This is a genomic window from Paenibacillus sp. FSL K6-1330 (genome assembly GCF_037976825.1).
Lineage (GTDB): Bacteria > Bacillota > Bacilli > Paenibacillales > Paenibacillaceae > Paenibacillus_AQ.
On record NZ_CP150269.1, the window covers coordinates 3,097,077 to 3,111,461 of the forward strand.

A 14,385-nucleotide genomic window follows, 5' to 3' on the forward strand; every position below is an offset into this window, starting at 1 on the left:
GGCGAATCGAGCTGGTTTGATCGCAATAAAGGCGTTCAGGTCCGATCGTGCCAAATGGGAAAGAAAATCCGTGTTCGTCTTAGACTGATACCGATTCAGATATTGCTCTGCAGTTATAAGGGGAAGGAAGTTGTGTGGTAGACTGCGCTCAGTTCGCAAGAGCATTTATCCTTATAGCAGAAAAACAAGAGAGCGGGTTCCATGGAACCCGCTCTCTTGTTTGTTGTCAGCGGCCTGTAAGAAAAATGTCGAAGGCCATCTTAACTGGTTAACTTAAACTGGCTGTTGTATAACTCGTAATAAAAGCCGCGCTTGGCCAGCAGTTCTTCGTGTGTGCCACGCTCCGCGATACCGCCTTGATTCATGACGAGAATCTGGTCAGCCTCGCGGATCGTGCTTAGACGATGAGCGATGACAAAGCTCGTTCGGCCCTGCATCAGGGTGCGCATGGCGGTTTGAATATGCATCTCCGTCCGCGTATCGATGCTGCTGGTAGCCTCGTCCAGAATCAGTATGACCGGATCGGCAAGCACCGCACGCGCGATCGTCAAGAGCTGCCGCTGGCCCTGGCTCAGGTTGCCTCCACCCGAGAGAAGCTGCGTATCATAGCCTTCAGGCAACTTCATAATGAAGTCATGCGCATTGGCAAGCTTGGCGGCAGTTTCGATCTCTTCGTCCGAGGCATCAAGCCGGCCGTAGCGGATGTTCTCCCGAATCGATGCCGAGAATACATAGGCATCCTGCAGCACGATTCCCAGCTTGCTCCGAAGATTGTCCTTATCAAGCTGTCGGATGTCTACCCCATCAATGGTGATGACGCCAGAATCGATTTCATAGAAACGGGTGAGCAGATTGATGATGGTGGTTTTGCCGGCGCCTGTCGGACCGACGAGCGCAATGGTCTCGCCCGGCCGAGCGGTGAGTGATACATCCTTCAGAATCGGGACGCCCTCCTTATAACTGAAGCAGACACGGTCAAATTGTACCTCCCCATACATGTCATCCGCTGCATTCTCGTCTTGATTGTCTTGGTACTCGGACTCGGTATCGATAATCTCAAAGACCCGTTCAGCACCAGCCACAGCAGATTGCACCAGGTTGAATTGATTCGCCAGATCGTTCAGCGGCCGTTGAAACTGCTTCGAGTAGTTCAGAAATGCAACGACAACACCCACGGTAGTATAATCCTTGAATGCCATATACCCGCCAACCGCCGCAATTAAAGCAAAGCTGACGTTATTCAGCACGTTCATAACCGGACCGACGGTACCCGAATAGATCTGAGCTTGAATACTGGCATCGGTCAGCTTCTTGTTCATGACATCGAACTGCGCAGCGGCATGCCGCTCCCGGCGATATACCTGTACAACCTTCTGACCCGAGACGGTTTCCTCGATAAAGCCATTAAGCTCCCCCAACGTGCTCTGCTGCTTGGAGAAATGCTTCCTTGTCCGGCTTGCTACCGTCTTCGTAAACAGCATGACAAGCGGAATGGTCACCATACTGAGCAGCGTCAGCCATACGTTGAGGTACAGCATGATGGCAAGCGATCCAACCAGGGACAGCACGCTTGAGATTAGCTGGGTTACGCTCTGATTCAATGTCCCGGAGACGTTCTCGATATCGTTGGTCGTGCGGCTCATCAATTCGCCGTGCGTCTTGCTGTCGAAGAATCGCAGCGGAAGAATTTGAAGTCTTGCAAAAATATCCCTCCGCATGGCCTGAATAGACAGCTGGGAGACCTTAACCATGACATGCTGTTGTAGCCATGCCGTGAGCGCGGTACCCGCGTAAAAGGCAAGAAGCACCGCACACAACCCCATGAGTCCCTCGAAATCTCCTGGAATGATGTAATGATCCACCGCATTTCCCAGCAGGAAAGGAGCCACCAGGGACAGAATCGTCGCGATGAGCGTGAATAGGAAAACAGCGATCATACCGCCCTTAAATGGACGAATGTAACCCCAGATCCGGCGAAGCGTTGCCATCGTATTTTTGGGCTTCGCCTTGGCCATCGTCATTCCACGCATGGGGCTGCCGCCGCGCATGCTAAAGTCCGGAGCGTCCGCATGGCCTTGCTTGGTTTCCTGATCCGCTTTAACCATGGGAAGACACCTCCTTGCCGAATTGCGATTGATAAATATCCTGGTATAACTCACAGGAAGCAAGCAGCTCGCTGTGCGTACCCTCCGCTACCAATTTTCCATCATCCAGCAGCAGTATAAGATCGGCATCGATCACGGAAGAGATCCGCTGGGCAATCATGAGGCAGGTTCGACCGTTCATCAGCTGGGCTAACTCTTTCTGAAGCCTGGACTCCGTCCCCATATCGATGGCGCTTGTGCTGTCGTCAAGAATAAGAATGGCGGGGCGAAGCAATAATGCCCGTGCAATGGAGATCCGCTGCTTCTGGCCGCCGGAGAGGTTCACGCCTCTTTGTCCAAGCACGGTATCGTACCCTTCCGGCATGGACGAAATGAATTCATGCGCCTGCGCAGCCTTAGCTGCTGCCATCACTTCTTCATCGGAAGCATCCGCTTTCCCGTAGCGGATATTGTCCCGGATCGTGCCGGTGAAGAGGATGGATTCTTGAAGGACGATGCCAATGCGTTCGCGTAACGCCGATAAATCGATCTGTCGCACATCGGTCCCATCGATGAATATCCGCCCGGATGTTACATCATACAGGCGGGGGAGCAGGGATACCAGCGAGGTTTTTCCCGAACCGGTTGCTCCCATAATTGCGACGGTCTGCCCTGGCTGAACCTTGAAACTGATATTATGTAAAACGGGCTTCTGTATTTCCGGTTTATAGGAAAAAGTCACCTGGTCAAATACGATTTCTCCCTGCTTGCATACATTCATTGTCGGATGAGCAACGTTTACAATCTCGGATTCCGTATGCATGACTTCCTGGATACGATCAGCGGAAACCTTGGCTGTAGAGATTCGGACCAGCATCATCGCGACGGAGGATACGGAGAATAGCACCTGCGTCACATAGTTGATAAAGGCTACCAGGCTTCCCACCTCGAAAGAGCCATCGATCGCGTTCTTCCCGCCAAGCCATAGGACAACCACGATACTGATGTTCAGTATCATGGTGAGGATGGGCATATTGAGCGCAACGATCCGTTGTGTTTTAACCGAAAATTGCGTGAAGTCGGTATTCGCTTGATGGAATCGATCCTTCTCATAGCCGGCTCGCACGAATGCTTTGGATACCCGGATGCCAGCAAAATTCTCCTTCAGGACCGTATTCACCTTATCGAGTTTCTTCTGAACGGTGGCGAATAAGGGGAGGGTGGCGCGGATCAGGAAGAACATCACAACGAACAACAATGGAACGGCAATGGCCAGAATGATGGCAAGCTTGGGGCTAATGATCACCGCCATAATAATGCTTCCAATCGCGAGAAACGGAGACCGAACGAAGATGCGCAGCAGCATCTGGACCATGGTCTGAAGCTGAACGATGTCGCCCGTCAGCCGGGTGATAAGCGAACCGGTCGAGATGTCGTCCAGATTTCGGAACGAGAGGGTTTGAACCTTGCGGAATAAATCCCGGCGCAGGTCGGCGCCGAAACGCTGCGAGGCAATGGAAGAATAGATCGTACATCCGAGACCTCCAAGCAGCCCGATGGCAGCCGCACCCAGCATGATAAGACCTGTATGGAGAATGTGTGAAGTATCGTTCTGCATGACACCTTGATCAATAATGCTGGCCATGAGAATGGGCTGAAGCAAATCCATGGCGACCTCCAGCAGCATGAGCAGCGGCGCAAGCAGGGCCGCTGCCCAGTGGGGACGTAAATAACGAAATAATTTGAGCAAGAATAATGGCACCTTCTTTATTCTTTTTAGTCTAAATACCAAGTTAAGCCATAGGCTTCAACCTTGTCAAAGGGAAAAGGGATAAGCGCAACTTGCATCTCTTAAGAAAAACTTTATCTTTTCCCTACTTTTCCTTAAACTCTATTTATTAATCTGGATAAACCAAGCTAGAGGGAGTTGTTGAAGTTGAAAAAGGGTTTGATCATGCTCGTTATATTTCTGTTGGTCGGATGCGAGTCGATAATGACGGAGACGCCTAACGTGAATGATAGGGTAGAGAGTAGAGATGGACAGGAATCAAAAGCGGGTTCCGACACGCAATCGAATCCTCCATCAGCTGTGCAAACGATCCGTGTAACCGATGAACAAGTGACACGTGGAAATTTGGTCCTGGTCAACAAGGATCATCCGCTTGATCAGGGAGCGGTGCCGAAGGATATCGTAACATTGTTTGAGAATAAAGACTTAATGCATGGTTATGTGGTTCTGGACAACACGATCCGGTTATCGCGCAGTGTGGCAGAGAAATTCGGTGATATGGTTGAAGCCGCAGGAGAAGACGGAATCAATCGCTTCATGATCAGCAGTGGGTATCGGGATGAGGGCGAGCAAGAACAGCTTTATCGTGAAAAAGGTTCCGATTACGCCTTGCCTCCAGGCTACAGCGAACATAATCTCGGGCTCTCGATGGATATCGGATCGACGCAGCAGTCGATTGATCGATCGCCCGAAGGGAAGTGGCTGAAGGAGCATGCATGGGCGCACGGATTCATTCTGCGATATCCTGAGGACAAAACAGAGATTACAGGCATTCAGTATGAACCGTGGCATTTTCGTTATGTTGGGCAGCCGCACAGCATGATCATGAAGGAACTGAATCTTACATTGGAGGAATATTTGGATTACCTGAAGGAACAATCCAGCTATAGAACAACCGTAGATGGGAAGGAATACGAAATAAAGTATGTACCCGTGACGTCCAAAGACATGGAGATTGAGATACCGGCGGGAAGTGAGTATGAGATATCTGGAAACAATATCGACGGAATCATTGTGACGGTACTGCTAAACAAGGATGATGAGGAATGAAATTATCGTATAAATGGATGCTTGTATTACTATATGCGCTGTATCTCTATGTCTTACTCAAGGTGATTTTATTCAAGTTCGGTTCCGTAGATATATCAGTTCTGTGGCAGCAGCTGCATCGAGCCACTGAGATCCCGGATTATGTACAAAATCGATTGCAATTTGCCAATTTCACGCCCTTTGAATCCATTCGTATGAATATCAAGCACCTTTCGAGTACGCATGACGTGGTCAATCTCTTTGGCAATATCGCCATATTCATGCCCAATGGCCTATTCGTCGGTCTTATGCTTAGGAACAAGTTCCTCGGATTCATTGGCTCCTTCACGACATCCCTGGGGTTGAGCCTGGGACTGGAATGCTCCCAGCTCTTTTTTTCAATGGGAAGTTTTGATGTGGATGATTTAATCCTGAATACGGCCGGTGGTGTGCTTGGGTACGGCATGTTTCTCGTGCTTAAACTCACCTTAGCGGGAACAACTCTTCCTACTGATGAGAGAAGAGGAAGAACGGATAAGCCTTTAACTGGGAACGAATAAGTAAGCAATCGCGCGACCCGGCCGGAACTCGACCCGTTCTGTAAAATGCCCGGTTTAAAGACATCCGCTGTCCGGATAAGGTCCCTGAAGTGACACGTGATTGGGAGTAGTAGGAAAAGGTCGTGGTTTAGAGGGCTGGGAGCCATGGTATCATACGGTCGGTGACGTTTCCGAAGCTCGCCAAGGAGTGGTGGAACAAAAGAATAAGTATGTTTTGACGGTTGGCCGCCGTGAGGCTGCTAATAACCCCCCCTTAGACAGATGTGGCATGGAAGATCTAATATGTACCTGGATAACCCGCAGACAAAGGTGATTTCCCTTGTCGTGCTGGGCCGGTATGGATAACGAGAATGGCAAACGTATGGAGATAGTGGAAAACCCGGTCCAGGACCGGGTTTCTTTTGACCTAAACAAGCTGATCTTGGAGGGCTGTCGCCCACTCTTCATGAAGCTTTTCTTCGGAAATCCGGAAAATTTCTTGATAACCATTGGGCATACGAATCAATTGATTTAATGGACCTAACCCATATTTTTTAATGATGAACTCAACGATCAGATAGGAGAACTGAAATCCCGTTTTGCCGAAATCCCAGGAATCATCATTGAGATCCTCGAAGCTTGGAATTGCATGATTGCTGATGGCTGCCGAAGTCGTGCTTCGAATGAAATCTTCGGACATTTGCTGCGCTTCGTACCCGCCAATGCCCTGCCGGATCCATTTGGGGGCAAGGGGGTTGATGTCGCTGATCAACCACATGGTATACAAGTGCAGCGTGGACCGGAGGATCGATTGATACGTATGCTCGGGACCCGGGTTTAAGGGTGAGACGATTTTTAACGTGTTGTTATCGAACGTGCCCATGAACCAGTCAGGTGCATCCGATTCTCCAACGGCTTGATGGAATGTTGGCAGATCGGGATAGATCTCAATTACGATTTTGTGTGATGGCTGATGATTATATTTCGCTGCAATCTGTTCTACATTGTTCTTTAGTTCTTGAAACAGGTCCCGATGCACTTGGCTCTGACGATGACTTGCTTCACTTTTGCTTTCAAAGGATATCAAATCTAGAATTGACATAATGGTGATGTCACCCCATTCTTTTAATTCTTTCTTTAGCTTCTCTAAGGATCGGTACAATCGATTTTTCACCGCACTCTCGCGCATGCCCACGATCCTGGATATTTCCGACAGCGTACAATCCACGAAGAATCGCAAGGATATAATCTGCTGATCAAGCCCACTCAGCTGCTTAAGTGCCGCGCTAATATCGATTCGAATATCAACATATCTGGCAAAATCAAGGGAGATGGACTGTGATTCATAACTTGTAAAGTCATAAGGCATCTCATGTTTACGTGATATACTTCGATATTCATTTTTAACCGTGTTCTGGGCGATCTTGAAGATCCAGGTGAACAGACTGGAGTTCCCGTTAAACTTATCGAGGTTCTCCATGGCCCTTAAGAACACTTGTTGTGTTAAGTCATCTGCAGCCATCGGATTCACTTTCAGTGCGAGATAATGGCGAATCCTCAGGCGGTATTCATCATACATATCTTCAAATGTGCGTTTGGTTCCCTGGTTATCCGGATAAACAGGGAGATTGTCTTGAGCTCTTGACACGGATAAGAACCTCCTCTTGACCTTACAATTCATTAGACACCGGAGAGAGTCAAAAAGCCACATTTGGCGGAAATAATTTCTGCTAATTTACATATGTTGACTGGTCCGGTAAATCTAGGTTATTGACGCATTTATATTAATCATCCTATAAAGGCACAAGAATGAAAGACGGCTCTGCATATGATGTCATCATCATGAACAGGGAAGCGAGGTGATCCTAATATGTCATCGAAACGCGCAAGGAAGTCCAGAATTGCTTCGAAATCGAGCCCTCCGCAGCATTGGGTAGGTCAACCGGTCGTGGTCGTTCTGAAGGACGGCAGCTACTATATTGGAGAACTGAATCAGATCCAAGGCCGGGAAGTAACGCTGTCAGGACTTCGTGCTAACAAAAATATGCCGGCTTCGATTGCTCGGAGCAGGGATAAAGCGCAAATCTCCGGATTTTTAAGCAACTTGTTTGGAGGTCCTCCAAGCGCTCCGGCAGTCGAAGGGGCTGAGCGAGGAGAAGGAGTCGCGGCGGTTGGCGGATTGGGCTTCTTGGGACAAATCGTGCCTCACATTACACTGGGCATGAATGTGATAAAAGCCATTATGCCATTAATGGGAATGTTAAAAATATAACGTTACAAAAGCGTCTGGCAAATCACGAGACTAAGAAAAAGAAGCTTGAAGGTTTCAAGCTTCTTTTTGCATGAAATATGATTACACCATAACCATCGAACCATTACATGGCGATGGCACGCTGAATAATCGATTTGGCTTCCAATGCAATGGCTTCATCTTTTTCGTCGATGGCTTGGATAAATATTAACATGGGGATATATACGGCGATCATTCGTGCCAGAATCTTGGTTTCTTCATCCACTTCGCCATAGATATCATAGAAAGCCTCTCTGGAGGCCGGTGGCAGGAAGCTGTAAACGATACTCAGGTCACAGGCAGGATGGCCAATGTTTATGTCACCCCAATCAATAATGCCCGAAAGCTTGCCGGCATCATCGACCAACATGTTTTTAAAATGGAGATCCCCGTGGATTAGAACATGTTGATGCCTGGCCCGATCCAGGTGGATGCCCCGCAAATAGTCTGCAATTTCGTTCAACTCTGCCTGCGTAATATAGTGGGTAAGATTGGAGAGGAGATTCAGCATTTTGTCTTTCCGGCCGGCCAGATCGGTCAGATTACGCTGGTCAGACAATACACCCGCTTGCTGTGCTATTTCTACGGGAAATGCATGCAGGTTCTTCAGGAAGCGGCCGAGCGTTGCCGCCGACTGCATCCGCGCTTCATCTGATATTCCAATCGGAAATTTCCCTGGAAGATAGGTATACCCCAGAAAAGGTGCAGGATATTCTTCGCTTTCTTTTCCGAAGAAAAGGGGTTTCGCATAAGGTACTGTTATGTAGTTTGCAAGCTTAGGCAGGATTTTTGCTTCGGTATTTAGTAAATTTATGGCAATGTTTCTTCGGGGGAAGCGAAACACATACTCATCGCCAACGCGATAAACGGTGTTGTCCCATCCGCTGCCAATCTCCTGGATCTTGAGGGTGGACAATTGGGGGAATTGACGGTTAAGTAATAATCGGACTAACGGCTCGGTTACTTCCCATTCGGCATCCCATAGATTTCGGCCCATGATGACCTTCACCTCCATAATGAATTTCTCGTATGATGAATCGGATGTTATCAAGTCTAACGGAAATGCTCCGTAAAGGGCAATTGAAAGGATAACTATAATTGAAATTCACCTGCGAAAATGTGCATCTGAATCATAGTGATTCCTTTCACAATAACAATATTGTATAGTAGAAGAGAGATAAAAGTCACTTGGGGACATCTATAAGACAATAATTTGACGAAATGAAGGGATAAGAGTGCCATATTTACGCTTTAAAGGATTTACCGAAGTTTTTCTTGAAGAAATCACACCACAGGTCGTTGCCGAATTTGCCGGTATTGTTCAAATACCGCAGGAAATTGTGAAGATCGAACTGCTTCCTTATCAGATCATAACCAATACGCCGTTATCCGTGGAAATCCTCATGTTCCAGAGAACTCAGGAGATTCATGATGCTGTCGCAGCCCGCATTCACGACATCTTGTCGGAACACGGGTACCGGAACGTACATATTTTCTTCGTGATTCTTAAGCGGAATCTTTATTATAAAGAAGGCAGGCCATTAGAATAAAATAAGACGTTGCAGGCGAGACAAGGATGCAGATGATGCATTCTTGTTTTTTTATATGAGGTAAAACATTGTCATAAGCCTAGAACCATTCTAGAAGGAATTCTCCATCCGTTTCATAAACGTACGAGCTGCTGCACTTAAATATTTGTCATTGCGATAGTACATCTCCAAATCCCTGGAAGGAGGGTGTTTGAGTGCAACTGCCTTTAAACTGAGGGACTGAAAGCTGTCAATCAGTTGACTTGGTTGAATGGTCGCACCGATTCCTTCTCTCACAAGCTGAAATAGAGAGGTTACCGAACCGGTCTCGATCAGGATCTTGAGTTCAATCGCTTGCTCTTTGCACCATGCGTTGATCAGTTCGCGTCCATAAAACCCATTCGGATACATCACAAATGGAATACGTTCCAGTTCTTGAGGCTCTATTAGCTCACGGCTGGCTAAACAATGTTGTTCATGAACATAGAGACTATAGGTTTCTGTGTAAAAAGGTATGCGGTTTAACCGGCTGTCAGGCTCGATGGCAAGACCCACCCCGATATCGACCTCATTGTTTAGCACTTGGTTCACGATATCAATGGAAGGAATGATCTGCACTTGGGTATTCGGAAACTCCTTGTGAAACTCAACAAGCAATGAAGTCAGCCGATAATCCAAATCGGAGGGAAGCACGGCTACCCGTAAATGGCCTGTGTTTAAATGGGTCAAGTCCGCAATTGCTCTCTTTGCATTTTCCATTTGCTGAATCATCTGTCGGGCATAGTGTTCCAGGATGGCTCCAGCTTCCGTCTGAACGTTTTTTTTACCCATGCGATCAAATAACGGGACCCCGACTTCATCCTCCAATACCCGTATTTGTTGACTTAAGGTGGGCTGGGAAATACCCAGTTTATGTGCCGCTTCGGAAAAATGAAGTTCCTTGCACAGCATCAAAAAATAGTGCAGCTGCCTAATCTCCATTCGATTCACTCCGTATTATATAGTTATAAACTATTGTTTATATAGAAAATATAGTATTGATCTATTATTATTGAAAAACTACAATGAGGTCAAGTTAACCGCAGTTACTACAAGCAAGACAGTAATGAAGAAGGGGTGTTCCATATGAATATATTGAAAGTTGAAGTACAGACGAAACAGCTGGCTATGATCAAGAAATTCTATGTAGATCTTTTGGAATTTGAAGTCAAGAAGGACGCGGATGAACGATTGGAGCTCCAAGCCGGTCGCTCAACCGTCGAATTTGTTCAGGATCATGACTCCCGCGCCTTTTATCATATTGCCTTCTCCATCGCCGTTGACCAATTATCCGAAGCCATGAAGTGGTTGGAGAATAACGGGATCGAGCTGATTACTCAAGATGGCAATCAACCATTTGAATTTAAGGATTGGCCGGCATCGGCTTGTTATTTTTATGATCCTGACGGCAATTTGATTGAATTCATTGCTCATCATGCGACGGTTCACGAGCAAGCAGATTCTTTCAATGCGAAGCATATTATAGCGATTAGCGAAATCGGTCTTCCGGTGGTTGATGTCCGTGAAGAAATCCGTCGACTGCATGAAGTCTTCGGTTTATCGCTATGGAGAGGTGATGGCAAACAATTTGCAGCGATGGGTGATGAGAACGGGTTGTTGATAGTCATTGATAAACATCGGCCTTGGTTCCCTGTACACATTAAGCCCGGCATGTTTCCGACAGTGGTGTCAATTCAGGGACTAGCCCCTGAAGAACAGCATCTTGTCGTGAATGATGGACTTTATATCATATCTTCACTATCGTTATGATAAAGTGAAAGGGAGCACCAAGATTTATAAGAAGGTTGATAGGAGGACCCATGGACCGTTTACAAAACATGTTGAAGGATTATTATGGCTTGGAGCATACCGAAATTTCACCACAACAGGGTGGATGGGCTGCTCTGGCATTCAGGGTACGGGATGTCAAACATACCTATTTCCTGAAAGTATATGAGAAAAGCCGTGCATCCACCCCGAAGTGGACTGCGCTGATTGATGATTACGTGCCGATATTGCTGTGGCTTGAAGAGCATAGCCGTTTGAAGGGCAAGATTCCAGCCCCCATTCTCACGACGGACGGCAGTTGTCAATGCGAGGATGACGAAGGGATCTATCTGCTGTATGAATATATCGTTGGGGACACGATTGCCGATCAAGAACTGACAGAGGATCAGGTACGGCAGCTAGCGGAGATGATCGCAGAGCTCCATCGCTATGGGGAAGAGGTTCCGCTTGTGACAAGTGCCATGACGGAAAACTACACGGTGCCGTTTCTTGGGCAGCTAAAGAGCACGCTGGACGGGGAGTTGCCGTATGACCTCGGGGAAGTGCTGCTGCTTTATATCGATAGATTGAAGGAAATCATGCTTAAAGTTGAAGAGTTGTCCGAAGCGCTGAAGAATCGTGATCTGCGAATGGCATTATGCCATACCGACGTACATGGATGGAATCTGATGTCTACGGGGCAGCAACTGAAGCTGATCGATTGGGAAGGACTGAAGTTGGCACCGGTTGAGGCGGATATGATGTCTTTTGTGGATGAGCCCTATTTTGAACTATTTATGAGGGTTTATAAAGAAACGCACAGTCATTATGAAATAAACGCTGAGGCGTTGCAGTTTTATCAAGGCAGACGCAAATTGGAGGATGTCTGGGAGTTCATGGAGCAGCTGCTTTACGATGTCCAGCATGACAAAGAGCGTGCGTTAACGCTCCAGAGTCTGAGAAAAGAGCTGGAAGAGATCGCTTCTTCCCATCGGGACTGATCCTTATACATAAAAAAAGCCAGCCAGTGGAGTGAAGCACGCTTCAATCCTACCAGGAGGCTTTTTTTGCTTGTCTATTTCGGTGTTTCACATCACATACTTTGCAAGTACCCAACAGAGAAGAGCCATAAACCAGGAGACAAAACCGAAGATCATCACGATTTTGTTCTCGCTCCAGCCGTACTTGAGACTGAAGTGGAAATGGATCGGGGTCATTCGGAACAGACGCAGCTTGGTCCGTTTGTAGTACCATACCTGCAGGATAACCGAGAGCTGCTCGGCCAAATAGATCATGAACAGCAACGGAATCAGAATTTCGACCTTCTCGATCACCGCTAAGAATGAAAGGGAACCGCCAATGGCAAGGGATCCCGTATCGCCCATAAAAGCCCGGGCCGGATAAATGTTGTAGAGCAGCAAGCCGAGCAGACAGCCGATCATGACCAGCGAGAACATCTGAACCTCCGGTTTCTCGGAGATTAAGAAGAAGAAAAAGTAGGTGGGTATGGCCACATTGATCAACAGTCCGTCCAAACCGTCGGTAAAGTTAATGGCATTCGCCGAACCCACAATGAATAGCAGCATGATGATGACGTACACGCTAACCGGCAGATGGAGTTGGAACCCGTTGAAGAGTCGGATATCACTTGTCAGTGAAAAGAAATGGAACAGCACATACAGTAATGTGCCGGTAAACAGGAATTGAAAAACAAGCTTCATGCGACCGGAAATGCCGGACGGGTCCTGCCATGCAGCTTTTTTGAAGTCATCCATAAATCCGATCAAACTGAACAAAAGAAAGGTCGAGCATAAGAAAACGGTAAGTGGCGCGGGTTGAAATTGCAGTGACATCGCAACGCCAATCAGCAATATAAGACCTGCCATTAACGGCGTCCCGCGTTTGGCCTGATGATCGGGAGGCAGCTCGGTCCGGATTGGCTGCGTAAGCTTTAACGTACGCAATCCCCAGATAAGCAGGGGGGTGAACAGCGTTACCAGCAAGAACGATAGTCCGGTTACACCCAGAATTCCATTCATCTCATACACATCTCTTTCTATCGATTTCGTGTTAGTACATTGTATTTCGATGAAATGGACAAATATTCCTTCTGATTTACGAAGTTAGCAAAAAGAGTAACGTACCTATTCTCAACTGAGAGACGCTACTCTTTTTTTTATTCTAAAATTGAAAGGGTCCGTTAATGGACAAACGTAATGCCATAGCCGTCATTTCCTGTGGAGTGTAGGGATATCCATTCAACATCCACCACAAGATGGTCTCGTGAAACGCGCCCGTCATAAAGTTGATCACCACGTCGGACGGGACGATGATCTGGGCGCCTGTCTCGATAGATGCTTCAAGCCCGACATTTACAAAATGGTATAGCGTGGCTTTGAAATAACGCGTAAATGGCGTGTCCGGTTGGATTAAAATGAAGGCTTCGTAAAACTGCCGATTCTCCAGCACATGGTTGAATAAAGCTACCATATTGGAGGGCAGTTCCACATAATCAACCTCTTGAAGGGATATTTTTTTCTCGATCACGATGCAGCGTCCCAAATCTTCCATCATCTCCTTGGACATGACCTCCATTAACTCGGCTACACTACTAAAATGCTTGTAAAAGGTAGGCCGTGTCACTTGTGCCTCGGCACATAGATCCGTAATGGATATGGGATCGATTCGGGAAGCCATCATGTGAAGGAGAGCGGTTTTTATTTTTTGCAGAGTTCTGATTTCTCTCGGATCTAACTCCGGTTTCATGACAGTAGCTCCACTCCTTCGCAGTTCCACAATATGTATCTCTCTATTATACAAAATACCATCATGTACTGAATCTGGGCATTAGCTGCAACTGTTGTTGCTGGATTCATAACGATTTAATTAACCTTATTTTTCAGTCTTTTGAGTAGTTTACGGCTCAGCCGGAACTTATTGAAGTGAATCATGGGCCATAATGTCCTTGACACTGTGTAACTATACAGCCTGTTTACATAACGCTGCTACAAGTCTAATAGTTTGCTTTCTTTGGACATTAGTCACCGATATTATATTTAAATCCACGAGTATTTACATCCATGTATAATCTAAGAATCGCCACCAAACTCAGATGGTTATATATCTTAAGAGTCAAATGTTCCAGCTTATTGGATAGAAGTAAGGCGCGTTGACGGTACTGGTGCATTCGTAGCAAAAGATAATGTGAGTTACTCGAAGAGGCATGAAACATCAAGACCGATTCGCTCCGCTCCTCGTTTTTATGTTACACGCGAAGTGCAGTACGAAGATTTCGCTTGCACTACATCTTCGTGCTTGA

At 47.0% G+C, this 14,385-nt stretch carries 13 protein-coding genes; 6 read left to right on the forward strand and 7 right to left on the reverse strand.

The window, feature by feature from the left end; translation table 11 throughout:
* Positions 1-260: 260 nt before the first annotated feature.
* Both NYE54_RS14140 and NYE54_RS14145 read right to left on the reverse strand, forming a co-directional pair.
* The gene (locus tag NYE54_RS14140) at positions 261-2,105 is read right to left on the reverse strand and encodes an ABC transporter ATP-binding protein (RefSeq protein WP_339272547.1); all 1,845 of its coding nucleotides are present in this window, start codon (positions 2,103-2,105) and stop codon (positions 261-263) included.
* Positions 2,098-3,834 carry an ABC transporter ATP-binding protein gene (locus tag NYE54_RS14145; RefSeq protein WP_339272548.1) on the reverse strand — a complete coding sequence of 579 codons (1,737 nt, stop codon included), beginning with the start codon at positions 3,832-3,834 and terminating at the stop codon, positions 2,098-2,100. The genes NYE54_RS14140 and NYE54_RS14145 overlap by 8 nt, the downstream gene beginning before the upstream one ends.
* Before the next feature lie 186 nt (positions 3,835-4,020).
* On the opposite strand from NYE54_RS14145, the gene NYE54_RS14150 reads away from it, so the two are divergent.
* Together NYE54_RS14150 and NYE54_RS14155 are read left to right on the forward strand one after the other, a co-directional pair.
* Positions 4,021-4,923, forward strand: coding sequence for a M15 family metallopeptidase (locus NYE54_RS14150; protein WP_339272550.1), 903 nt, complete (start codon positions 4,021-4,023; stop codon positions 4,921-4,923).
* Positions 4,920-5,462 (forward strand): VanZ family protein, encoded by a 543-nt coding sequence (locus tag NYE54_RS14155; RefSeq protein WP_076321266.1) that lies wholly within the window; start codon positions 4,920-4,922, stop codon positions 5,460-5,462. The genes NYE54_RS14150 and NYE54_RS14155 overlap by 4 nt, the downstream gene beginning before the upstream one ends.
* Before the next feature lie 406 nt (positions 5,463-5,868).
* Here NYE54_RS14155 and NYE54_RS14160 read toward each other — a convergent pair whose 3' ends face one another.
* Positions 5,869-7,089: an RNA polymerase sigma factor gene (locus NYE54_RS14160; RefSeq protein ID WP_339272551.1), complete on the reverse strand. Its 1,221-nt coding sequence runs from the start codon at positions 7,087-7,089 to the stop codon at positions 5,869-5,871.
* A gap of 222 nt (positions 7,090-7,311) precedes the next feature.
* Between NYE54_RS14160 and NYE54_RS14165 the strand changes: the two genes are divergently transcribed.
* Positions 7,312-7,713, forward strand: coding sequence for a hypothetical protein (locus NYE54_RS14165; protein ID WP_339272553.1), 402 nt, complete (start codon positions 7,312-7,314; stop codon positions 7,711-7,713).
* 103 nt (positions 7,714-7,816) lie between these two features.
* Here the strand turns inward: NYE54_RS14165 and NYE54_RS14170 are convergent, their stop codons facing one another.
* The gene (locus NYE54_RS14170; protein ID WP_339272555.1) at positions 7,817-8,728 is read right to left on the reverse strand and encodes an aminoglycoside phosphotransferase family protein; all 912 of its coding nucleotides are present in this window, start codon (positions 8,726-8,728) and stop codon (positions 7,817-7,819) included.
* Positions 8,729-8,966: 238 nt separating this feature from the next.
* Between NYE54_RS14170 and NYE54_RS14175 the strand changes: the two genes are divergently transcribed.
* Positions 8,967-9,281 (forward strand): DUF1904 family protein, encoded by a 315-nt coding sequence (locus NYE54_RS14175; protein ID WP_076321271.1) that lies wholly within the window; start codon positions 8,967-8,969, stop codon positions 9,279-9,281.
* Positions 9,282-9,371: 90 nt separating this feature from the next.
* On the opposite strand, the gene NYE54_RS14180 is transcribed toward NYE54_RS14175, so the two are convergent.
* A complete protein-coding gene (locus tag NYE54_RS14180; RefSeq protein WP_339272557.1) occupies positions 9,372-10,241 on the reverse strand; it encodes a LysR substrate-binding domain-containing protein in 870 nt (289 codons plus the stop codon).
* Positions 10,242-10,385: 144 nt separating this feature from the next.
* Here NYE54_RS14180 and NYE54_RS14185 point away from each other — a divergent pair, with 144 nt between their 5' ends.
* On the forward strand, positions 10,386-11,069 hold the full coding sequence (locus NYE54_RS14185; RefSeq protein WP_339272559.1) for a VOC family protein: 684 nt from the start codon (positions 10,386-10,388) through the stop codon (positions 11,067-11,069).
* Between the two features lie 50 nt (positions 11,070-11,119).
* Positions 11,120-12,067, forward strand: a complete 948-nt coding sequence (locus NYE54_RS14190) for a phosphotransferase (RefSeq protein ID WP_339272561.1) — start codon at positions 11,120-11,122, stop codon at positions 12,065-12,067.
* Between the two features lie 87 nt (positions 12,068-12,154).
* Here NYE54_RS14190 and mraY read toward each other — a convergent pair whose 3' ends face one another.
* Positions 12,155-13,105, reverse strand: a complete 951-nt coding sequence (mraY, locus tag NYE54_RS14195) for a phospho-N-acetylmuramoyl-pentapeptide-transferase (RefSeq protein WP_339272563.1) — start codon at positions 13,103-13,105, stop codon at positions 12,155-12,157.
* Between the two features lie 142 nt (positions 13,106-13,247).
* A complete protein-coding gene (locus NYE54_RS14200; RefSeq protein ID WP_339272565.1) occupies positions 13,248-13,832 on the reverse strand; it encodes a TetR/AcrR family transcriptional regulator C-terminal domain-containing protein in 585 nt (194 codons plus the stop codon).
* Positions 13,833-14,385 lie beyond the last annotated feature (553 nt).